General features: G+C 70.4%; 22 protein-coding genes. 14 read left to right on the forward strand and 8 right to left on the reverse strand.

What is annotated here, in order from left to right:
• The first annotated feature begins 469 nt into the window (after nucleotides 1-469).
• Together BI335_RS07770 and BI335_RS07775 are read left to right on the forward strand one after the other, a co-directional pair.
• On the forward strand, nucleotides 470-988 hold the full coding sequence (locus BI335_RS07770) for a peptidylprolyl isomerase (protein WP_094356516.1): 519 nt from the start codon (nucleotides 470-472) through the stop codon (nucleotides 986-988).
• Between the two features lie 4 nt (nucleotides 989-992).
• Nucleotides 993-2,003 (forward strand): rhomboid family intramembrane serine protease, encoded by a 1,011-nt coding sequence (locus tag BI335_RS07775; RefSeq protein WP_094430102.1) that lies wholly within the window; start codon nucleotides 993-995, stop codon nucleotides 2,001-2,003.
• A 9-nt stretch (nucleotides 2,004-2,012) separates the two neighbouring features.
• On the opposite strand, the gene BI335_RS07780 is transcribed toward BI335_RS07775, so the two are convergent.
• Genes BI335_RS07780 through BI335_RS07790 form a run of 3 tightly spaced genes read right to left on the reverse strand, consistent with a single transcriptional unit; the run spans nucleotide 2,013 to nucleotide 4,241 of the window.
• The gene (locus BI335_RS07780) at nucleotides 2,013-2,204 is read right to left on the reverse strand and encodes a hypothetical protein (RefSeq protein ID WP_094356518.1); all 192 of its coding nucleotides are present in this window, start codon (nucleotides 2,202-2,204) and stop codon (nucleotides 2,013-2,015) included.
• Complete coding sequence (locus BI335_RS07785) at nucleotides 2,197-2,472, reverse strand: Lrp/AsnC family transcriptional regulator (protein ID WP_094356519.1); 276 nt, start codon at nucleotides 2,470-2,472, stop codon at nucleotides 2,197-2,199. Before BI335_RS07785 ends, BI335_RS07780 begins: the two co-directional genes overlap by 8 nt.
• 41 nt (nucleotides 2,473-2,513) lie before the next feature.
• On the reverse strand, nucleotides 2,514-4,241 hold the full coding sequence (locus BI335_RS07790; RefSeq protein ID WP_094430103.1) for a DEDD exonuclease domain-containing protein: 1,728 nt from the start codon (nucleotides 4,239-4,241) through the stop codon (nucleotides 2,514-2,516).
• 252 nt (nucleotides 4,242-4,493) lie between these two features.
• On the opposite strand from BI335_RS07790, the gene BI335_RS07795 reads away from it, so the two are divergent.
• The 5 genes from BI335_RS07795 (at nucleotide 4,494) to BI335_RS07820 (ending at nucleotide 8,790) form a co-directional block, all read left to right on the forward strand.
• Nucleotides 4,494-4,739 carry a hypothetical protein gene (locus BI335_RS07795; RefSeq protein WP_094356521.1) on the forward strand — a complete coding sequence of 82 codons (246 nt, stop codon included), beginning with the start codon at nucleotides 4,494-4,496 and terminating at the stop codon, nucleotides 4,737-4,739.
• Between the two features lie 120 nt (nucleotides 4,740-4,859).
• On the forward strand, nucleotides 4,860-6,020 hold the full coding sequence (locus BI335_RS07800; RefSeq protein ID WP_094430104.1) for a C40 family peptidase: 1,161 nt from the start codon (nucleotides 4,860-4,862) through the stop codon (nucleotides 6,018-6,020).
• Nucleotides 5,944-7,236: a hypothetical protein gene (locus BI335_RS07810; RefSeq protein ID WP_133625818.1), complete on the forward strand. Its 1,293-nt coding sequence runs from the start codon at nucleotides 5,944-5,946 to the stop codon at nucleotides 7,234-7,236. Before BI335_RS07800 ends, BI335_RS07810 begins: the two co-directional genes overlap by 77 nt.
• Nucleotides 7,233-8,330: a glycosyltransferase family 4 protein gene (locus BI335_RS07815; RefSeq protein WP_094430107.1), complete on the forward strand. Its 1,098-nt coding sequence runs from the start codon at nucleotides 7,233-7,235 to the stop codon at nucleotides 8,328-8,330. The genes BI335_RS07810 and BI335_RS07815 overlap by 4 nt, the downstream gene beginning before the upstream one ends.
• 28 nt (nucleotides 8,331-8,358) lie before the next feature.
• Complete coding sequence (locus BI335_RS07820; protein WP_094361145.1) at nucleotides 8,359-8,790, forward strand: SRPBCC family protein; 432 nt, start codon at nucleotides 8,359-8,361, stop codon at nucleotides 8,788-8,790.
• On the opposite strand, the gene BI335_RS07825 is transcribed toward BI335_RS07820, so the two are convergent.
• Together BI335_RS07825 and BI335_RS07830 are read right to left on the reverse strand one after the other, a co-directional pair.
• A complete protein-coding gene (locus tag BI335_RS07825) occupies nucleotides 8,787-9,392 on the reverse strand; it encodes an MBL fold metallo-hydrolase (RefSeq protein ID WP_094361143.1) in 606 nt (201 codons plus the stop codon). The genes BI335_RS07820 and BI335_RS07825 overlap by 4 nt on opposite strands.
• Nucleotides 9,389-10,507 carry an S-(hydroxymethyl)mycothiol dehydrogenase gene (locus BI335_RS07830; RefSeq protein ID WP_094403434.1) on the reverse strand — a complete coding sequence of 373 codons (1,119 nt, stop codon included), beginning with the start codon at nucleotides 10,505-10,507 and terminating at the stop codon, nucleotides 9,389-9,391. Before BI335_RS07830 ends, BI335_RS07825 begins: the two co-directional genes overlap by 4 nt.
• 291 nt (nucleotides 10,508-10,798) lie before the next feature.
• On the opposite strand from BI335_RS07830, the gene BI335_RS07835 reads away from it, so the two are divergent.
• A complete protein-coding gene (locus tag BI335_RS07835) occupies nucleotides 10,799-12,190 on the forward strand; it encodes a sulfatase family protein (RefSeq protein WP_094430108.1) in 1,392 nt (463 codons plus the stop codon).
• Between the two features lie 129 nt (nucleotides 12,191-12,319).
• On the opposite strand, the gene BI335_RS07840 is transcribed toward BI335_RS07835, so the two are convergent.
• Both BI335_RS07840 and BI335_RS07845 read right to left on the reverse strand, forming a co-directional pair.
• Nucleotides 12,320-12,766, reverse strand: a complete 447-nt coding sequence (locus tag BI335_RS07840) for a hypothetical protein (RefSeq protein WP_094361137.1) — start codon at nucleotides 12,764-12,766, stop codon at nucleotides 12,320-12,322.
• Entirely contained in the window at nucleotides 12,759-13,556 is a 798-nt protein-coding gene (locus BI335_RS07845; protein WP_229119491.1) for an alpha/beta hydrolase, read from the reverse strand. The genes BI335_RS07840 and BI335_RS07845 overlap by 8 nt, the downstream gene beginning before the upstream one ends.
• Before the next feature lie 43 nt (nucleotides 13,557-13,599).
• On the opposite strand from BI335_RS07845, the gene BI335_RS07850 reads away from it, so the two are divergent.
• From BI335_RS07850 to BI335_RS07875, 6 genes are all read left to right on the forward strand, one after another.
• Nucleotides 13,600-14,373, forward strand: a complete 774-nt coding sequence (locus tag BI335_RS07850; RefSeq protein WP_094361135.1) for a lysophospholipid acyltransferase family protein — start codon at nucleotides 13,600-13,602, stop codon at nucleotides 14,371-14,373.
• A complete protein-coding gene (locus tag BI335_RS07855) occupies nucleotides 14,366-15,145 on the forward strand; it encodes a lysophospholipid acyltransferase family protein (protein WP_094361133.1) in 780 nt (259 codons plus the stop codon). Before BI335_RS07850 ends, BI335_RS07855 begins: the two co-directional genes overlap by 8 nt.
• Complete coding sequence (locus BI335_RS07860) at nucleotides 15,142-16,332, forward strand: sensor histidine kinase (RefSeq protein ID WP_094430109.1); 1,191 nt, start codon at nucleotides 15,142-15,144, stop codon at nucleotides 16,330-16,332. Before BI335_RS07855 ends, BI335_RS07860 begins: the two co-directional genes overlap by 4 nt.
• Nucleotides 16,333-16,400: 68 nt before the next feature.
• Nucleotides 16,401-17,036 (forward strand): response regulator transcription factor, encoded by a 636-nt coding sequence (locus BI335_RS07865; protein WP_094361219.1) that lies wholly within the window; start codon nucleotides 16,401-16,403, stop codon nucleotides 17,034-17,036.
• 13 nt (nucleotides 17,037-17,049) lie between these two features.
• Nucleotides 17,050-17,328 (forward strand): hypothetical protein, encoded by a 279-nt coding sequence (locus BI335_RS07870; protein ID WP_094430110.1) that lies wholly within the window; start codon nucleotides 17,050-17,052, stop codon nucleotides 17,326-17,328.
• A 65-nt stretch (nucleotides 17,329-17,393) separates the two neighbouring features.
• A complete protein-coding gene (locus BI335_RS07875; RefSeq protein WP_229119082.1) occupies nucleotides 17,394-18,776 on the forward strand; it encodes a class II 3-deoxy-7-phosphoheptulonate synthase in 1,383 nt (460 codons plus the stop codon).
• 42 nt (nucleotides 18,777-18,818) lie between these two features.
• On the opposite strand, the gene BI335_RS07880 is transcribed toward BI335_RS07875, so the two are convergent.
• Complete coding sequence (locus BI335_RS07880; RefSeq protein ID WP_094430111.1) at nucleotides 18,819-19,199, reverse strand: hypothetical protein; 381 nt, start codon at nucleotides 19,197-19,199, stop codon at nucleotides 18,819-18,821.
• Nucleotides 19,200-19,232: the final 33 nt, after the last annotated feature.

Below are 19,232 nucleotides of genomic sequence, written 5' to 3' on the forward strand. Positions count from 1 at the left end.
CGGCCAGACCGCGGTACTGCGCCTCCTGGGCGTTCGGGTTGTTCGCCAGATTCTCCAGTGCATCGGAGATCTTCGGCACCACGTCCTCATAGCTGCCGCGGGCCTTGATCTTGGCGGCAGAGACGGCCGGGGCCACTGCCACAGCGGCCTGCTGGGCGTACGCATTGCCCTTCTCCTTGGCGCTCGCAGCCAGCGGGGCGATCCGCTTGCGGGCGTCGGCGAGATAGGCGGCACCGGTCTCCGCGGCCGTGTGAGTGATCTCTGCGGCGGCGTTCTTCTTTGCCTTCACTTTTCCTCCGAGTTCGTATGGGGCCTCCCGGATGGGAGTTCTGCCACGGTATCCGTCCCGGGCAACCCGGTTGCGGGCGGGGGCTGTCCGGTCCCCCTCATTGGGAGGAGCGTGCCAAGATGGAGCCACCCGCCGAGGTGGCGGGACAACGGCATACCCCCGCAGAGAAAGGTGCCCACGGTGGCGAAGACCGCGACCCTGCACACCAACCACGGCGACGTGGTGATCAACCTGTTCGAGAACCACGCGCCGAAGACCGTCGACAACTTCGTCGGCCTGGCCACCGGCACCAAGGAGTACGCCGACCCGGAGACGGGGGAGAAGAAGACCGGCAAGTTCTACGACGGCCTGGGCTTCCACCGGATCATCGACGGCTTCATGATCCAGGGCGGCGATCCGGTCGGCAACGGCACCGGCGGTCCCGGGTACAAGTTCGGCGACGAGTTCCACCCCGAGCTGCAGTTCGATCGTCCCTACCTGCTCGCGATGGCGAACGCCGGGCCCGGTACGAACGGTTCGCAGTTCTTCATCACCGTCACCCAGACCCCGCACCTGAACCGTCGGCACACCATCTTCGGTGAGGTCGCCGATCAGGCCAGTCGCGATGTCGTGGACGCCATCGCCAAGGTGCGTACCGGTTCGTCGGACCGCCCGGTGGAGCCGGTCGTGATCGAGTCGGTCGAGGTCTCCGAGAGCTGATTCCATGACCGAGGGGCGCGACGACAGGCCGGACTTCACCTGGGAGGAGTTCGCGGCCTCACCAGGGCCCGGTGGCGGGCCGCCGCCCAGTGACGACGAGCGCTTCAAGCCCTGCTTCCGGCACCCGGACCGCTCCACCGGAATCACCTGCCAGCGGTGCGACCGCGCTATCTGCGGGGAATGCATGCGACCCGCCTCGGTGGGTTTCCAGTGCCCGGTCTGCGTCGCGGAGCAGCAGCTCGCCGACCATCCCTCCGGCGGCGGTCGCGGTGGCCGCGGCCGTGGCCGGCGGGGTGGCTCCGGCCGGGGTGGCGGCAGCAACTGGCGCGGCGGCGGTTCCGGTGGCCGCCGGCCGTTCAGCGGCCCCTCGCTGGCCGGGTTCCGGCTCGGCGGTGGCCCGGTCACCGTCACCGCGGCGCTGATGGTGCTGATGGCCTCGGTCGGGCTGATCGACCTGGTCACCCCCGGCCGACTCGCCAGCCAGGTGCTCGGCTATTCCAGCACCGGCCTGGCGCAGGGTCAGCTCTGGCGGCTGGTCACCGGCATCCTGGTGCCCAGCGGCACGATTCTCAGCCTGCTGCTGAACCTGCTCTTCCTGTGGCTGATCGGCCGCGATGTGGAGGCCGCGCTGGGTCGCGGCCGGATGGTCGGGATCGCGATCATCTCCGGGCTCGGCTCGGCGGCCGCCCTCTCGCTGCTCTATCCGACGATTCCGCTGTGGGGGCTGGCGTACAGCGTGATCATCGGGCTGATCGCCGCTCGCGCCGCGCTCGGCTACCGGGCCGGTGAGGACGTCCGCAGCTATCTGATCCTGTTCGCGATCCTGCTGGTGTTCAATCTGGTCGTCGGGTCGATGGCCGGGGCGGTGAGCCTGCTCGGTGCGGTGATCGCCGGGATCGCGAGTGGTGCGCTGCTCGGGACGGCGAGCGCGAACCGGACCCGGTTCGACACGATCGCGTTGATCACCCTCGGTGTCGTGCTGGCCGGCGTCTGCCTGGGCCGCGCGGTCGTCTGACGGCCGCGGTCAGTAGCCCGGGCTGGCGGTCGGGATCGGGATCGGGGTCCACGCCTCCTGCCGGGCCAGTGCCCAGGCGAGTACGCCGACGGTCACCGCCAGCAGGGTGGTCAGGATCGCCAGCGTCACCCAGAACCGCCGCGAGCGCGAGCGATGCTCCAGCAGCGGATCCTCGGTGGGCCCAGGGGCCTTGTCAGTCACCGAGGGAGAAGGCCGCATCGAGGTCATGGCTGGAGTAGGCCCGGAACGCGATATGGGTCTCGGTGTCACTCACTCCGGGGATCTTGTTCAGCCGGTCGGCCACCACCGCGGCGACGGCGTCGTGGTCGCGGACCCGGACCATCGTGATCAGGTCCACCCGGCCGGTCACCGAGTAGACCTCGGTCACCCCATCGAGAGCGGCGATCTGTTCAGCCACCTCGGGAATCCGGGCGACATCGGCCTTGACGAAGACGATGGCAGTGACCATGGTTCGCACCCTATCCAATCTCTGTTCGGCTCGCGCGGCGCTCACCGACGCTCGCCGAGGGTGTGCGCGGCCAAGCCGCCCTCGCCGAGCCCGACGTGCAGCGGCCAGGACCAGTCGCCGGTCACCTCGATCAGGCGTACGCCCGGAGATTCCAGCCAGGCGGCGATCCGCTCGGCCTCCTCGACCGTCCCGGCGGGCAGTGGCGGCGGCGGAGCGACCACGGTCTCGGCCAGGGTCACCGCCTCCCGGGCCACCGCCTGCGGCACCTCACCGGGCCGGGCCAGCGCCGCACCGGCCAACCGGCCGTGGCGGATCACATGGATCTCCCAGCCCTGGTCGGTGTGCCGGGCGGCGACCAGTTCCGGGCAGCGGGACAGGCTCGCGACCCGGTGGTGGCGCAGGGCGGTGCTGGACCAGGCGGTCAGCCGGTCCCGCAGCACCTCGGCCTCCTCGAACCGCTGCTGTTCGATCAACCGGTGCATCCGGGACCGGGCCGCGGCCAGCACCGGACGGACATCGCCCGCCAGGCACTCCCGCAACTGCTCGACCACCGCGGCGTACTCCTCGAGGCCAACGGAGTGGTCGCAGGGGGACAGACAGCGGCCCATCCCGGCCAGCGCGCATGGCGATCCCATGCCGCGCAGCGTCAACCGGTCGGTGCACTGCCGGATCGGGAAGGCGTCGTGCAGGGCGGCCAGCACCTGCTCGGCGGACTGCCGGTTGCGGAACGGGCCCAGATAGCTGGCGTCGTCGGCGCGCACCTGGCGGACCAGGGAGAGCCGGGGATAGGGCTCGTCGGTGACCTTCAGCCAGTGCAGCTTCCGGGGGAACCTGGAGCGCCGGTTGTAGCGCGGGGAGTGTTGCTCGATCAGCCGCAGCTCGGTCACCTCGGCCTGCAACGGGGTCACGCAGACCACCGCCTGCACGCCGTGCGCGACCCGGACCATCTCATCCATCCGGCGCCGGGTCTCGGCCGCGGTGAAGTAGCTGCGCACCCGGCGGCGGATGTTCGTGGACTTGCCGACATAGAGCACCCGGCGCTGCGGGCCGTCGGGCCCCGGCACCTCGTCGTGGAAGAGATAGACCCCGGGTTTGGCGGGCAGGTCATCGGCCCAGGTGCGCTTGGCGCGGCGCTGCGGGGAGACGCGGCGGGTGAACTCGAGCAGATCCTCCAGGGTGTGTACGCCGAGGTTGCCGATCCGCTCGATCAGGCCGTGCAGCACATCGACGGTGGCCCGCGCGTCGGAGAGCGCCCGGTGGTTCGGGGTGGTGGCGGCGTGGAAGTGGTTGGCCAGGGTGGCGAGCTTGTGGTTCGGCACCTCGTCGCGGAGCAGCACCTGCCGGGCGAGGGCGACGGTGTCCAGGGTGCGCGGGGCCGGCCAGGGCTGTTCGTGGGTGGCGCAGGCCCGTTTCAGGAAACCGATGTCGAAGCCGGCATTGTGCGCGACCCAGACCGCGCCGCGGCCGAACTCCAGGAACGCAGGCAGCACCTCGGCGAGCCTCGGCGCGCCGGCGACCAGCTGGTTGGTGATGCCGGTGAGCACCTGGATCAGCGCCGGGATGTGGGTGTTCGGGTCGACCAGCGTCTGGAACTCACCGATCACCTCACCGCCGCGCACCTTGACCGCGCCGATCTCGGTGATCGCATCGCTCTCGGACCCGCCGGTGGTCTCCAGGTCGACGACCACGAAGGTGGTCTCCGGCAGCGGCGTACCCAGATCGGTCAGGCTGGGTTGCAGGGGTGGTGCGATGCGGTGGGCCGTCGACATGCCCCGCACGCTAAGCAACACCTCTGACAATCTTTCGTCGGCTCGCGCGCGGCGCGCCATCACCCCGCTCTTCGGCCCAGTCGTCGAAATCCCTCGCGATCGGTCTGTTGCTGGTCGCGTCGTGGGACGCGGGGATTTCTCCTTGGTGGGCCTGCATCGCGGGGGCGCGCCGCTGGACGCTCGCCTCCCGTGATGGCGCGCCGCGCGCGAGCCGACAACAGACTGTCAGACCTCTTCTCCACACTTCTGGGCATGGAGACGATTGAGATTGATTGCGGGACCTGCATCGCGCGGCCGAAGGCCTGCTCCGACTGCGTCATCTCGGTGCTGATGGGGGTGCCCGAGGATCGCCACGACCGGGTCGAGCTGGCGACCGAGGAGCAGGAGGCGCTGGCGGTGCTCGCGGACCAGGGACTGGTTCCGCCGCTCCGGCTGGTACGCCCGGTGCCGCCTGAGGAACCTGAGAGCCTGCCCGTGCGGTTCGCGGGAAACCTGTAAAGACCCCGCGCCAACTCTGACCGGACTCTCAGGTTGCGGTGATCCTTTCGTGACCTTAGGGTGACTGCGGGCGGGGTGGCTCTGCCCACCCACCCGGTCTGGTGATTGAAGGGGACTCGCATGCACAAGGCGCTGCGCGCCGGCGTACTGGCCGTGACGATCGGTGCCCTCGGCGCCACCCTCGCACCGCAGTGGGCACAGGCCGATCCGGGCGCGGTGGCACGGGCCAAGGAGAAGGTCGAGCAGCTGTCGATGGACGCCGCCGCCCTGGATCAGGAGGCGCTCGGCGCCCAGGAGAACCTCGACGCCGCGACCAAGCGACTGGCGACCCGGGAGGGTGACGTCGCCCAGCAGGCCAACAAGGTCGACCGGATGCGCACCCAGGTCGGGCAGGTCGCGCTCGCCCAGTTCCAGAACCGGACGCTCAGCCCCAGCACCCAGATCATCCTGCGCTCGGACCAGGATTCCTTCCTCAGCGAATATTCGACGGTCCAGCAGGTCACCGCGAACCAGAACAGCACGCTGCAGTCGTTCCAGACCGAGCAGGCCAACCTGGCCGACATGAAGCGCGGCGCCGCCGCCGATGTGGACACCATCGACAAGTCCACCAAGGCGATCAAGAAGTCCCGCGAGGATTCCGCCAAGAAGCTCGCCGAGGCACAGCAGGTCCTCGATCGGCTGAGCGCGGAGGAGCGCGCCCGGCTCGCCGAGGAACAGGCCCGGGAGGCCCGCGAGGCCGAGCAGCGTGCCCAGGCCGCGGCGCAGCAGGAGGAGAGCACCGCCGAGACCGCCGGCCGGCGCAGCACCGCCACCCCGAGCGCCTCGCGCACCCCCAGCGCGTCCGCCAGCCCGAAGCCGAGCCGTTCGGCCAGCCCCGCGGCCGAGCGTTCCAGCGATGCCAAGGCCGCCGTCGAGACCCCGCCGGTGCCGGCCGGTTCCTCGCGCGCCGGGGCTGCGATCGCCTTCGCCAAGGCCCAGGTCGGCAAGCCCTACCGCTGGGGCGGCACCGGGCCCGACGCCTACGACTGCTCCGGCCTGACCGGCGCCGCCTGGAAGGCCGCCGGGGTGTCCCTGCAGCGGACCTCCCAGCAGCAGTACGCCAGCGGCAACAAGATCCCGATCAGCCAGATCCAGCCCGGTGACCTGGTGTTCTACGGCAGCCTCACCCATGTCGCGCTCTACATCGGCAACGGCACCGTCATCCATGCGCCGAACTCCTCGGTCCCCGTCCAGTACGCCTCCCTCACCAGCCGTTACACCCTGGCGGTGCGCGTCGGCTGATCGCCGAGGGTGGGCCCGGGGCGCCGCCTCGGTCCTGCTCGCGCTGAGCCTGGCGGGTTGCGGTACGCCGTCGGCGCCGCCCGCTCCCGCGCCACCACCGTCACCGCCGCCCGCCACCACGTCGGCGACCGACTGGCCCGGTTTCGTCGCCGCACTGCAGCGGGCCCTGGGCGATCCGGCGGCCTTCGCCGGCCTGCTCGACCCCCAGGCGGTTGCCGCTGATCCCGGCCTGGCCCAGGCCGCCGAACAACTGCGCAGCAACCTGGGGCGCTTCGAGGTCACCCTCACCGCCACCAGCCGGACCGCGACCCCGGCCCCGGCCACCGTGGCCCGCCTCGGAACCGGTCTGGAGGTCCGCGAACTCGCCGTGGCCTGGCGGGTGGCCGGCGAACCCGTCGCCGCCGAGCACCGGATCTTCCTCACCGCGGCCCGCCGCGACGGTGCCCTGCGGCTCGCCGGACTCGGCGATGCGCCCGCCGACAGCACCCGGCAGGAACCGATCTGGTGGCGGCAGCCGGTCCGCGTCGCCAACCGGCCCGGGGCGGCGGTGATCACCGCCGCCGGTACCGACCCGGACCCCTGGCTCGCCGAACTGGACCGGGCCCGCGGACCGCTCGCCGCCCGTGGGTTGAACCCGCCGCTGCTGGTCGCCGAACTGCCCGACGGCCCGGACACCTTCGAGCGGCTGCTCGGCGTACCCCCGAACAGCCGCCGCGACATCGCCGCCGCGGCCTGGACCGAGGGGCCCGCCGTGCGGATCGTGATCAACCCCGCCGCGGCAGCGGCCACCACCGGCGCCGCCCGGAGCATCCTGATCACCCACGAGGCCACCCACCTGGCCACCGGCAGCGTGCGGCTGCCGGCCCCGCTCTGGTTCAACGAGGGGTACGCCGACCTGGTCGCGCTCGGCGACCAGCCCGAGGCCGCCGGGCAGCTGACGGCCCAGCTCGCCGCCGACCAGCGACGGTACGGGCCCGCCGCGGGGCCGCCCACCGATGCCGAACTCGCCGCCGGTGCGCCCCGGCTGGCCGAGGCGTACACCCGCGCCTGGACCGCCGTCCGGGTGCTCGACCGCGGCGACCGCAGCGCCGACCGGGTGCTGCAGGGGCTGCGGGCCGGCCGGAGCTGGCCGGAGGCACTGGCCGCGGCCGGCTGGGACGAACGCGCCCTCGATGCCGCGGTCGCGGCCGAGCTGAGCCGGCTGGCGGCCCGATGAGCCGCACCACGCTGGTGATCAGCAATGACTTCCCGCCCCGGATCGGCGGCATCGAGAACTTCGTCGCCACCGTCTGCGACCTGCTCGACGGTGACGTGGTGGTGCTGACCAGCGACCACCCCGACGCCGCCGCCCACGATCGCGAACTGTCCTTCCCGGTGCACCGGCTGCCCGGGCCGCTGCTGCCCACCGGAGCACTGGCCGAGCGGGGGTTGGACCTGCTGCACCGGTACCGGGCCAGCCGAATCGTCTACGGTGCCGCCGCCCCGCTCGGTCTGCTCGGCGACCGGCTGCGGCCGACCGCGACCCGCCAGTTCGCGCTCAGCCACGGCCACGAGGTCTGGTGGGCGAGCCTGCCGGGCAGCCGCCGGCTGCTGCGCCGGATCGGGGACCGGGTCGATGCGATCTCCACCATCTCCGGATACGCCGCCGCGCGGATCGCGCCCGCCCTGTCGGCGCCCGCCCGGGCCCGGTTGGTCCGGCTGCCGCCGCCGATCGACCCGGCCTTCACCGCCACCGCGGGGGAGCGCGCCCCGGGGCCACCGGTGGTGCTCGCCGCGGCGAGAATGATCCGGCAGAAGGGCCTGGACACCCTGATCGAGGCCTGGCGGCTGCTGCGCCGCGACCATCCCGACCTGCCCGGGCGGTTGCGGCTGCTCGGTGACGGGCCGCAGCGCCCGGCGCTGCTCCGGCGGGCCGCGGGTCTGGCCGATGTCGAGTTCGGCGGCGGCGTACCGCACCCGGCGATGCCCGCCGAACTGGCCCGGGCCGCGCTCTTCGCCGCCCCGGTCCGTACCCGGCTCGGCGGGCTCAACCCCGAGGGCCTCGGGCTGGCGATGCTGGAGGCGGCGGCCGTCGGCCTGCCGGTGCTGGTCGGGGATTCCGGCGGCGCGCCCGAGACCGTCACCCGATCATCGGGCCTGGTGCTCCCCGACGATCCGTACGCCTGGTCGGCGGCGCTGGCGGCGCTGCTGGCCGATCCGGCCCGCCGCGCCGCGATGGGCGCCGCCGGCAGCGACCACGTCCGCGACCACTTCGGCACCGCCGCGGCCCGGCGTACCCTCCGAACCGCACTCGACCTGCCGCTAGAGTGAGCGGCCCCAGACCACCAGGAGGGACGAGATGGCCGACCAGACCACCGCCAGCATCGAGATCGACGCAACCCCGGATGATGTGATGGCGGTGATCGCGGACATCCCGGCCTACCCGCAGTGGGTGGACAACCTGGTCTCCGCGACCGTGCTCTCCGAAGCCGATGGCCGCCCGGACCGGGTGCGGATGGTGCTCAAGCACCCGATGATCTCCGACGACTACACCCTGGCCTACACCTGGAGCGATATGCAGGTGTCCTGGAAGCTCGTCGAGGCCAAGGTGCTGAAGGCGATGGACGGTTCCTACACCCTCGAAGAGATCGCGAACGGCACCCGGGTCACCTACGCGCTCAAGGTCGACATCAAACTGCCGATGCTGGGCGCGCTGAAGCGCAAGGCCGAGAAGACGATCATCGACGGAGCCCTGCAGGGGTTGAAGAAGCGGGTGGAGAGCCTGGGCTAGGCGCCCAGCGCCTCCTTCTCCGCACCGATCGTGGTGGAATCACCGTGGCCGGTGTGCACGACGGTCTCGGTGGGGAGCACGAACAGCTTCTCGCGGATCGAGGCCTTGATCGTGTCTTCATTGGAAAAGCTGCGTCCGGTCGCGCCCGGGCCGCCCTGGAACAGGGTGTCACCGGAGAACAGCACGCCGTCGGCGGGCAGATAGACGCAGACCGCGCCCGGCGCGTGGCCCGGGGTGTGGATCACCCGGACCTCCTCACCGGCCACCATCAGCTTCTCGCCGTCGCGCAGATCGCGGTCCCACTCGGTACCGGGGTGGGTGAGGTCCCACAGCGGCTTGTCATCGGGGTGCAGCAGGATCGGCGCATCGACCTTGTCGGCCAGTTCGTGCACCACCCGCACATGGTCGTCGTGGGCGTGGGTGCACAGCACCGCGAGCACCCGCCGGTCGCCGACCACCTCCAGGATCTGGGCCACCGAGTGCGGGGCATCGATGATCACGCACTCGGTGTCGTCGCCGATCACCCAGACGTTGTTGTCGACGTCGAAGGTCTCCCCGTCGAGGGTGAAGGTGCCCGAGGTGACGGTGTGGTCGATCCTCATCGCTGCCCCTCCCCGATCATCACGACCGAACGCAGCACGTCGCCGCCATGCATCTTGTCGAAGGCGGACTCGATGTCGGTGATCCCGATCTTCTCGGTGACGAAGGCGTCCAGCGGCAACCGGCCCTGCAGATAGAGGTCGATCAGCATCGGGAAATCCCTGCTGGGCAGGCAATCGCCGTACCAGGACGACTTCGTCGCGCCACCGTGGCCGAAGACCTCCAGCAGCGGGGTCTCCCATGTCATGTCCGGGGTGGGTACGCCGACCAGCACCGCGGTGCCGGCCAGGTCGCGGGCCTTGAACGCCTGGTCGAAGGTCTCCGGCCGGCCCACCGCGTCGATCACCACATCGGCGCCGAAGGTGTCGGTGAGCTCGCGGATCTTCTCCACCACATCCGATTCGGCCTTGGCGTCGATGGTGTGGGTGGCGCCCAGTTCGGTCGCCTTGTCCAGTTTGCGCTGATCGGTGTCGACCGCGATCACCGTCGTCGCCCCGGCCAGTACCGCGCCGACGACCGCCGCCATCCCGACACCGCCGCAGCCGATCACCGCGACCGAGTCGCCGCGGCCCACCTGGCCGGTGTTGATCGCCGAGCCGATACCGGCCATCACGCCGCAACCGAGCAGCCCGGCGACCTCCGGCTTCGCCTCGGGGTCGACCTTGGTGCACTGACCGGCGGCGACCAGCGTCTTCTCGATGAAGGCGCCGATGCCGAGCGCGGGGGAGAGCTCGGCGCCCGCGTCCGGGTCACCCTCGGCCAGGGTCATCTTCTGGGTCGCGTTGTGGGTGGCGAAGCAGTACCACGGCTTGCCCTTCTTGCAGGCGCGGCATTCGCCGCAGACCGCGCGCCAGTTGAGCACCACGTAGTCACCGGGGGCGACCTCGGTGACCCCCTCGCCGACGGCCTCGACCACCCCGGCGGCCTCGTGGCCGAGCAGGAACGGGAACTCGTCGTTGATACCGCCCTCGCGGTAGTGCAGATCGGTGTGGCAGACCCCGCAGGCCTGGACCTGGACCAGTGCCTCACCCGGTCCGGGATCGGGGACATTGATGTCGACGACCTCGACCTCGGCACCCTTCGTGCGGGCGATGACACCCTTGACGGTCTGCGGCATTGCTTCCTCCTGCGGTGTGCTGGTTTTCACCAGTCTGTTGGAGATGCGGGACTCGGGCAAACCGGGCGCTAACATCGGCCATGTCCGCTCGATGAGTGAGAAATGGATAGCCAGAAGGGGAAAACATGTGCCGACCGGTGCAGTGTGAGAAGTGTGGCAAGACGACCTGGGCCGGCTGCGGTGACCACGTCGAGGACGTGAAGCGCCAGGTGCCGGCCGATCAGTGGTGCACCTGCCCGCGCTGAACACGACTGTTCCCGGACCTCGATTCCGGCTGGGTAGGGTGCCGACGTGAGGCCGAACGTCCTGTTCATCGTGTCCGACGATCACGGGTACGCCGACCGGTCCGCGGCGGGCATCCACCCCGATGTGCACACCCCGGCGCTCGACCGGTTGGCGGCCGAAGGGGTGACCTGCACCGACGCGTACGTGACCGCCCCGATCTGCAGCCCGTCCCGTGCCGCGATGATCTCCGGCCGCTACCAGCAGCGCTGGGGTGCGTTGTGGTTCGACTCCAGCCGGTTCGCCCCCGACGACCTGCCGACGATCGCGGAGTCCCTTGCCGGACAGGGATATCGCACCGGCTACTTCGGGAAGGTGCACTACGGCCACGAGGATGTCGGTGATCGCGCCTGCCCACCGCACCACGGCTTCCAGACCACCCTCTACGGCCTGGCCGGGCAGTCGACCGGTCGGCTCAACTATCTGCGCCACTCCGTCGCGGCCACCGAGGAGTACGGTCCCGCGGCCACCCGATACATGGCGGTGCAGCCGCTGCTCAGTGGTGACGAACCGGTCGAACACGAAGGGTTCCTGACCAGCTTCCTCGGCGAGCAGGCCCGTGACTTCATCGGTGCCGAGGGCGCTGCCGACCAGCCGTTCTTCTGCATGCTGGCGTTCAACGCCGTCCACAATTTCTGCTGGCAGCTCCCCGCCGACGAACTCGCCAGGCGCGGCCTGCCCCCGTACGAGGACTGGCAGCCCGGTGAGGTCGCGTACGGCGAATGGTACGACGACGCGATCCAGCCCAACCTGGCGCACGGCCGGGACTACTACCTCGCCCAACTCGAACTGATGGACGCCGAGATCGGCAAGGTGCTCGATCTGCTGGACGAGACCGGGCAGGCCGACGACACGATCGTGATCTATCTGACCGACAACGGCGGTTCCACCTGCAACTACGGCGACAACACGCCCCTGCGGGGCACGAAGTATTCGCTGTGGGAGGGCGGGATCCGGGTTCCGATGCTGGTCCGCTGGCCCCGCGAGCTGCCGGCCGGCGCTGCCACCGGTGTGCTGGTCAGCAGCATGGACGTCTATCCGACCGTGCTCGCCGCGGCCGGGGCCGAGCCAGCGACCTGGCAGCACGCCGACGGCCGCCCCCAACTCGACGCGCTCCGCGGTGGGCGCGGCGGGCATGACACGCTGCACTGGGAGTGCGGTTTCCAGTGGGCGGTTCGCGACGCCGAGTGGAAGCTCAGCTTCACCGACGGCGCGTCGCAGGAGGTGCAGCACCTCGTCTCCTATGAACACGCGCCGATGGGTTCGGGGCTGCGGTTGACCAGGCTGACCGACGACATCGGCGAGACCACCAACCTCGCCGACGACCACCCCGATCAGGTCGCCCGGCTGACCGAACTCCACGACGCCTGGCGCGCGGACATCGGACTGGGCGCGCGGTAGCGCCCCGCAAGCCGGCGACCGATCGTGTCCCGGGGGCCGACCTCGGTGGGCGTGGCTTCGACTCGCTCGTTCCTCGCTCGCTCAGCCGACGGGGGAAGGTGGTTCCTCGCTCGCTCAGCCGACGCGGGATCAGACGACCGCGCCGTCACCGTCACCGGGGTCGCGGTCGCGGGGGAGGGCCCGCCAGCCGATCAGCATGGCGCCGACGAAGGCGGCCACCGCGGTCCAGGCGACCCACATCGGCAACCGGATCCCGGCGATGACGAGCACCAGGATGACCACGCAGTAGCCGAGCAGGCCCAGCGAGACCAGTGCCGGTGTCTTCGGGCGCGGCATCGGCTGCGCCTCCGGCTTCCACTCCGAGGGATCCGGCTCGTCGGGTTCGGCGCGCTCCAGGGAATCCCCGAGGTTGAACCAGCCCGGGTCCGGCTCGGGTGCCCGCGGGGGCGTACGCCGTCCCGACAGGTCCGGCGGTTCGCTCGGGGAGGGTGAGCTGTCCGGGCCGCCGCCCAGCTCCAGCCCGGAGACCAGCTCGGCGAAGTCCCGGTCGTAGTCCTCGGGTCGGCGCTCAGGCATCCTCGGCCTCCGCCGCGCGGACGCTGTGGCGACCGAAGAACTCCGCCGACTCGGCGAAGATGTCCTCGGCCTCGTAGTCCATGGTGGCGACGTGGTAGCTGCGGGTCAGCACCCGCTCGGTCACCTCCGCCGAGGACACACCCTCCTGGATCAGCCGCGCCGAGGTCGGATCGACCACATGGTCCTGCTCGGAGCGGAACATCAGGATCGGCTGATCGACCCGGTCCAGGTTGGAGCGGATGTCCAGCCACATCCGGGTCTGCTGCAGCAGCGCCTTCAACGGAGTCCGCCGATAGCCGTATTCGTCGGCACCGGGTTTGGCGATGTCACCGGAGATCGCGGCCAGCGAGGGCACGAACCGGCTGAGCACCGGAAGCACCAGCAATCGCTTGTCCGACAGGGCGATCGCCGGGTTCACCAGGACCAGCCCGCGGATGTCGGAGCCCTGTCGTTCGGCGAGCCGCAGTGCCATCCCGCCACCCATCGACAGGCCACCGACGAAGACGGTGTCGCACTGCTGGCGCAGCTCCCGCAGCGCGGTCTCCGCGGCGGCGTACCACTCCTGCCAGGTGGTGTCGTTCAGCTGCTGCCAGGTGGTGCCGTGACCCGGCCACAGCGGCACCGACACCCGGTAACCGGCCTCGATCAGATACTCGGCCCACTCGCGCATCGACCAGGGCGTACCGGTGAAACCGTGGCAGAGCAGCACGCCCACCTCGCCCGAACCGCCGTGGATCGGCGCCGCATGCTCGGCAATCAGCGCGTCTGCGGCCTGCTCGTCGGTCACCACGGACCAACTGTATTACGCACCGGCAGCCGGTAACCTTCTGCCCGTGCCGTACTGGTTGTTCAAATGGTTCCTCTTCGCGCCCGTGATCAAGCTGGTCTGTCGACCCTGGCTGGAGGGCCGGGAGAACGTCCCACCGACCGGCCCGGCGATCCTGGTCAGCAACCACCTCTCCTACGGTGACACCGTGGTGCTGCCGGCGATGATCGAGCGCAAGGTGACCTTCCCGGCCAAGGCCGAACTGTTCACCGGCCGCTCCTTCGGCGGCAAGGTCGTCGCCTGGTTCCTGAAGTCGGTCGGGATGCTGCCGATGGACCGCTCCGGCGGGCGGGCCAGCAACGATTCGGTGGATGCGGTCGGTGCGATCCTGGAGGCCGGGGAGATCGTCGGCATCTATCCCGAGGGCACCCGCTCCCCGGACGGCCGGCTCTACAAGGGCAAGACCGGTGTCGCCCGGCTGGTGCTCGGGCACCGGGTCCGGGTGCTGCCGGTCGCCACCGTCGGCACCGAGTTCGTCAAGGGCTGGTTCGGCATCCCCTACATGCGCCGCCCGGGCATCCGGATCGGCCCGCCGCTGGACTTCTCCGCCTACTACGACCAGGCCGCCGACCGCGGCGTACTGCGCTGGGTCACCGACGAGATCATGGCCGCGGTGCAGCAGCTGTCCGGACAGACCTATGTGGATGTGTACGCCACCAGCATCAAGTCCGGCGCGCTGGCCGGGCGTAACATCGAGGAGAAGGTACGCCCCCGCCCGGGAACCGGCGGCAGCGCGCCGGAGCCGCGCCCGGGCGTACCGAAGGAGACAACCGATGGCTGACCAGGATCTCGGCGGGGAACTGATCCGGGTCGACCCGGTCTCCGAGAACATCGAGGGCGCCGGCGGTGGCCGCAGCCTCTACTGGCTGTTCAAGAACGTGCTGCTCGGGCCCGGGTTGAAGCGGGTCTTCCGGCCGATCGTCGAGGGTGCGGAGAACGTGCCCAGCCACGGCCCGGCGATCATCGCCAGCAACCACCTCTCGATCGCCGACTGGCTGTTCACCCCGCTCGCCATCCGTCGCCGGATCACCTATGTCGCCAAGTCCGACTACTTCACCGGGACCGGCCTCCGCGGCATGCTGCAGCGCCGGTTCTTCGCCGGTACCGGGCAGGTGCCGATCGACCGCTCCGGTGGCAAGGCATCCGAGGGTGCGCTGAAGGCCGGGCTGCGGGTGCTGCGCCGCGGCGAGCTGTTCGGGATCTTCCCCGAGGGCACCCGTTCGCACGACGGCAAGCTCTACAAGGGACGCACCGGGGTGGCGCGGCTCGCGCTGGAGGCGCAGGTCCCGGTGATCCCGACCGCGGTCATCAACACCGACATCATCGCCCCGGTGAACAAGCATTTCGGCAAGGTCGTCACCCCGATCGTGAAGTTCGGCGAACCGCTGGATTTCTCGCGGTACCAGGGAATGCAGGACGATCGCTTCATCCTGCGCTCGATCACCGACGAGGTGATGTACGCGATCATGGAGCTCTCCGGGCAGGAGTATGTCGACCTGTACGCGACCGTGGCGAAGGAACGCGGCAGGTCCGAGGCCGCGGGTACCGCGTGAGCGCCGCGGGCCCGGGCAGCCCGGGTCCGGGTGCGGCGGGCCCGGGGACCGTGGATCCGGGCGGTCCGGGGGACCGGGTCCTGCAGCCGCTGTTCCGGTTGCTGGCGATCACCCGGTACGCCCTGCTCGCGCTGACCCTGGTGGTGAACCTGACCCGGCTGGGGGACAGCCGCAGCCCGGTGCTGGTGCTGCTGATCAGCGGGGTGATGATCATCGGTTCGGTCGTGATGCAGCTGTTGTACGCCGAACCGGAGCGCCGGCGGACCTGGCTGTTCTTCAGCGATTTCCTGCTCACCCTGATCCTCACCGCGCTGTCGGGTACCGCCCTGGGCGTGGGCGGCCACTGGTTGCCGGTCACCGGTTTCTGGGCCGCCGCGGCACCGATCACGCTGGCCGTCGGGTACGGCTGGTTGACCGGTACCTGTTCGGCGCTGGTGCTGTTCGCGCTGATCCAGTTGCAGCATCCCGATCTGCGCCCGGAGGTGCTCGGGTTGATGGCCTCGCTGGTCGTCGGTTGCGGCGGGCTGGGCTACATGGTGGACCGGATGCGGGTGGTGGCCGCCGAACAGCAACGGCTCTCCGGCAATGCCGCGGTGATCGGGGAGCGGCAGCGGCTGGCGCGGATCGTGCACGACGGCGTACTCCAGGTGCTGGCCATGGTGGAACGCGAGGGGCCGCACCTGGGCCAGCGCGGGATGATGCTGGCCCGGCACGCCCGCGATCAGGAGGTGCAGCTGCGCGCGCTGCTGCAGGAGCGCGATATCGACCCCGACTCCCGCAACCCGCGGGACCGCACCCACCGCAATTTCGCGGTCGCCCTGGACCGGCACGCCTCGGCGACCGTCACCGTCTCCACCCCGGCCGAACCGCTGCTGCTGGAATCGGCGCGGGCGCTGGAGCTGGACGCGGTGATCAGCGAAGTGCTGAACAACGTCGCCAAGCACGCCGGGCCGAACGCCCGCGCCTGGCTCTTCCTCGAGGTCGAGGGCAACACGGCGATGGTTTCGGTCCGCGATAACGGCGTCGGCGGGGACCCGAATCAGTTCGCCGCAGCCATGCGAAGTGGCCGGATGGGCATGAAAGACTCCATCTACGGCAGGATCCATGAGCTCGGCGGTCAGGCCACGCTTCGGACCGCGCCGGGGCGCGGGGTGGAGTGGGAGTTCCGGATCCCGATCGAGCCGTGAGCAGCACGAGAAGCGAGGATTCGGCGTTGAACAACCGCAGCGAGAGCCAGATCGCCGGCACCCGAGTGATGCTGGTCGACGACCACCCGATGTGGCTGGAGGCGATGGGTGCCGACCTCACCGAGGACGGCTTCGAGATCGTCGCCACCGCCCGCAACGGCGAGGAATGTCTGTCCCGGGCCCGCGCCACCCGGCCCGAGGTCGTGGTGATGGATCTGCAGATCCCCGAGCCCGATGGCGCCACCTGCACCGAGATCCTGATGGGGGAGTTCCCGCAGGTGAAGGTGCTGGTGGTCTCCGCCTCCGGTGAACGCGCCGACGTGCTGCGCGCGGTGAAGGCCGGTGCCCGCGGTTATCTGCTCAAGTCCGCCACCCCCGACGAGATGCGCGACGGGGTGCGCCAGACCGCGCTCGGGGAGGCCGTGTTCACCCCCAGCCTGGCCGGCATGGTGCTGGGCGAGTTCCGGCGGATGGTCTCCAACGCCGAGGAGCACCATGAGACCGGCCCCTCGCTGACCGCCCGCGAGGTCGAGGTGCTGCGCTACGTGGCCAAGGGCATGGCCTACCGCGAGATCGCCGACGAACTGTTCGTCTCCCACCGCACCGTGCAGAACCATGTGCAGAACGTGCTCCGCAAACTGCAGCTGCACAACCGCGTCGAGCTGGCCCTGTACGCGGTGGAGCAGGGCTATCACGAGGCCTGAGTCGGCAGGCGCGGTGAGCGCGGCCATCGTCAGTTACCTGGGGATGGCCGACCACGCCTCACCCAGGCAGTCGCCGGACGGGGTCCGCGAGCAGTACGGCGATCAGGTGCTCGGCGAGGTCGAGCGGATCGTGAGCGAGGCCGCCGCCACCCCGATCGACTGGGCCGACGGGACCACCACACTCGCCCAGGCCGGCGATCAGGTCAGGGATTCGATGGCGCGCCGCTACCCGGGACTGTCTGCCGAGGCGCTGAAGGCGCTCCGCTGGTATGTGACGCATCTGTGGCGCTGACCCTGCCGGCGTCCACCCGGCAAACGCCGTCGCGACCGCTGGTGGCGTACGCCTATTCTTGCGGGGTGTCATTCCCGAGTCTTGAGCAGTTGCGCACCCTCAACCCTCAGCAGCAGCCGACCTATCCCGACGCCGCCGCCGTGGACGGGGTCGTCGACCAGCTCCGGTCCCGGCCGCCGCTGGTGTTCGCCGGCGAGTGCGACGAGCTGCGCGGGAAGCTGGCCAACGTCGCCGAGGGGCGCTCCTTCCTGCTGCAGGGCGGCGACTGTGCCGAGACCTTCGCCGGGGTGACCGCGCAGAACGTGAAGAACAAGCTGCAGGTGCTGCTCGCGATGTCGGTGGTGCTCACCTACGCCGGCCAGGTGCCGGTGGTGAAGGTCGGCCGGATCGCCGGGCAGTACGCCAAGCCGCGGTCCAAGGACACCGAGACCCGCGACGGTGTCACCCTGCCCAGCTTCCGCGGCGACGCGGTGAACGGTTTCGACTTCACCGAGGCCGCGCGCGTCCCGGACCCGGCCCGGTTGCTGGACGTCTACAACGCCTCCGCCGCGACGCTCAACCTGACCCGCGCGTTCGTCACCGGCGGTTTCGCCGACCTGCGCTCGATCCACTCCTGGAACGCGACCTTCGTGCGCAGTGCCGGGGTGGTGGAGCGCTACGAGCGGCTGGCCGAGGAGATCGAGCGCGCGATGGCGTTCATGGTCGCCTGCGGGATCGAGGACGAGTCGATGCGCACGGTCGACTTCTACTCCTCCCACGAGGCGCTGCTGCTCGATTACGAGCAGGCGATGACCCGGATCGATTCCCGGTCCCAGTTGCCCTACAACACCTCCGGGCACTTCATCTGGATCGGTGAGCGGACCCGGCAGTTGACCGGTGCGCACGTCGAGCTGCTGCGCAGCGTGCGCAACCCGATCGGGGTCAAGCTCGGCCCGACCGCGACCGGCGAGGACGCGCTGGCGATCGCCGACCGGCTGGATCCGGACCGGGAGCCGGGCCGGATCACCTTCATCACCCGGATGGGTGCGGGCAGGGTGCGCGAGAACCTGCCGCGGGTGATCGAGGAGGTCGAGGCCAGCGGCCGCAAGCCGGTCTGGGTCTGCGACCCGATGCACGGCAACACCTTCGAGGCCGCCAACGGCTACAAGACCCGGGCGTTCAGCCAGATCGTCGATGAGATCAACGGCTTCTTCGACGTGCACGACCGGCTGGGCAGTTGGCCCGGTGGGGTGCACATCGAGCTCACCGGCGACGACGTCACCGAGTGTGTGGGTGGGGTCAACGAGCTCACCGAGGCCGACCTGGAGAACCGGTACGAGACCGCCTGCGACCCGCGGCTGAACCGCAACCAGTCGCTGGAGCTGGCGTTCACCGTCGCCGAGCGGCTCACCGACGGCCGGATCAACCGGATCAACCCGGTACAGGAGTTCACCCCGGTCGAGTTCTGATCCTGGGTCCGGATTGGCCTGGTCGGTCCGTGCGCACGGCCTTCAGGCGGCGACCAGGAAGGTGAGCGGGACCGGGGCCGGATTCACCAGTTGCACAAGCACGTCGGTGACCCGGTGCTGCTCGCGGATGGTGTCCAGCCACGGCATCCGGAAACAGCGGAACGGCACCAGCTGGAAACCGTTGTAGCGCCGGCAGTCCCTGCGGAACTCATGCTGGCCGCCGTGGTACTCGTACGAGTCGGCTTCGAAGATCAACCGCCGGCCGCGATCGACCAGATCCGGTCGGCCGAGGAACTCCCGCTGGGGGCCGTCCTCGCGGTAGATCGCCACCTGGGGTTCCACGTCGAGACCGGCGTCCAGGCAGAGAGCGCGGAGCACGGACTCGAACGGATTCGCCGCGAGCGCGGTGGCACAGGAGGCCACCCGGCACCCCGGCCGCGGACCGCCCTGGCCAAC

Origin of the sequence: Enemella evansiae (assembly GCF_002250705.1) — a bacterium.
Taxonomy (GTDB): domain Bacteria; phylum Actinomycetota; class Actinomycetes; order Propionibacteriales; family Propionibacteriaceae; genus Enemella; species Enemella evansiae.

What these genes read in the sequence shown, in the direction of transcription:
- BI335_RS07775 (WP_094430102.1), top strand. Translation starts at nt 993, where the DNA reads ATGACCGAGGGGCGCGACGACAGGCCGGACTTCACCTGGGAGGAGTTC.
- BI335_RS07785 (WP_094356519.1), bottom strand. Translation starts at nt 2,472, where the DNA reads ATGGTCACTGCCATCGTCTTCGTCAAGGCCGATGTCGCCCGGATTCCC.
- BI335_RS07790 (WP_094430103.1), bottom strand. Translation starts at nt 4,241, where the DNA reads ATGTCGACGGCCCACCGCATCGCACCACCCCTGCAACCCAGCCTGACC.
- BI335_RS07795 (WP_094356521.1), top strand. Translation starts at nt 4,494, where the DNA reads ATGGAGACGATTGAGATTGATTGCGGGACCTGCATCGCGCGGCCGAAG.
- BI335_RS07800 (WP_094430104.1), top strand. Translation starts at nt 4,860, where the DNA reads ATGCACAAGGCGCTGCGCGCCGGCGTACTGGCCGTGACGATCGGTGCC.
- BI335_RS07810 (WP_133625818.1), top strand. Translation starts at nt 5,944, where the DNA reads ATGCGCCGAACTCCTCGGTCCCCGTCCAGTACGCCTCCCTCACCAGCC.
- BI335_RS07815 (WP_094430107.1), top strand. Translation starts at nt 7,233, where the DNA reads ATGAGCCGCACCACGCTGGTGATCAGCAATGACTTCCCGCCCCGGATC.
- BI335_RS07820 (WP_094361145.1), top strand. Translation starts at nt 8,359, where the DNA reads ATGGCCGACCAGACCACCGCCAGCATCGAGATCGACGCAACCCCGGAT.
- BI335_RS07825 (WP_094361143.1), bottom strand. Translation starts at nt 9,392, where the DNA reads ATGAGGATCGACCACACCGTCACCTCGGGCACCTTCACCCTCGACGGG.
- BI335_RS07830 (WP_094403434.1), bottom strand. Translation starts at nt 10,507, where the DNA reads ATGCCGCAGACCGTCAAGGGTGTCATCGCCCGCACGAAGGGTGCCGAG.
- BI335_RS07840 (WP_094361137.1), bottom strand. Translation starts at nt 12,766, where the DNA reads ATGCCTGAGCGCCGACCCGAGGACTACGACCGGGACTTCGCCGAGCTG.
- BI335_RS07855 (WP_094361133.1), top strand. Translation starts at nt 14,366, where the DNA reads ATGGCTGACCAGGATCTCGGCGGGGAACTGATCCGGGTCGACCCGGTC.
- BI335_RS07865 (WP_094361219.1), top strand. Translation starts at nt 16,401, where the DNA reads ATGCTGGTCGACGACCACCCGATGTGGCTGGAGGCGATGGGTGCCGAC.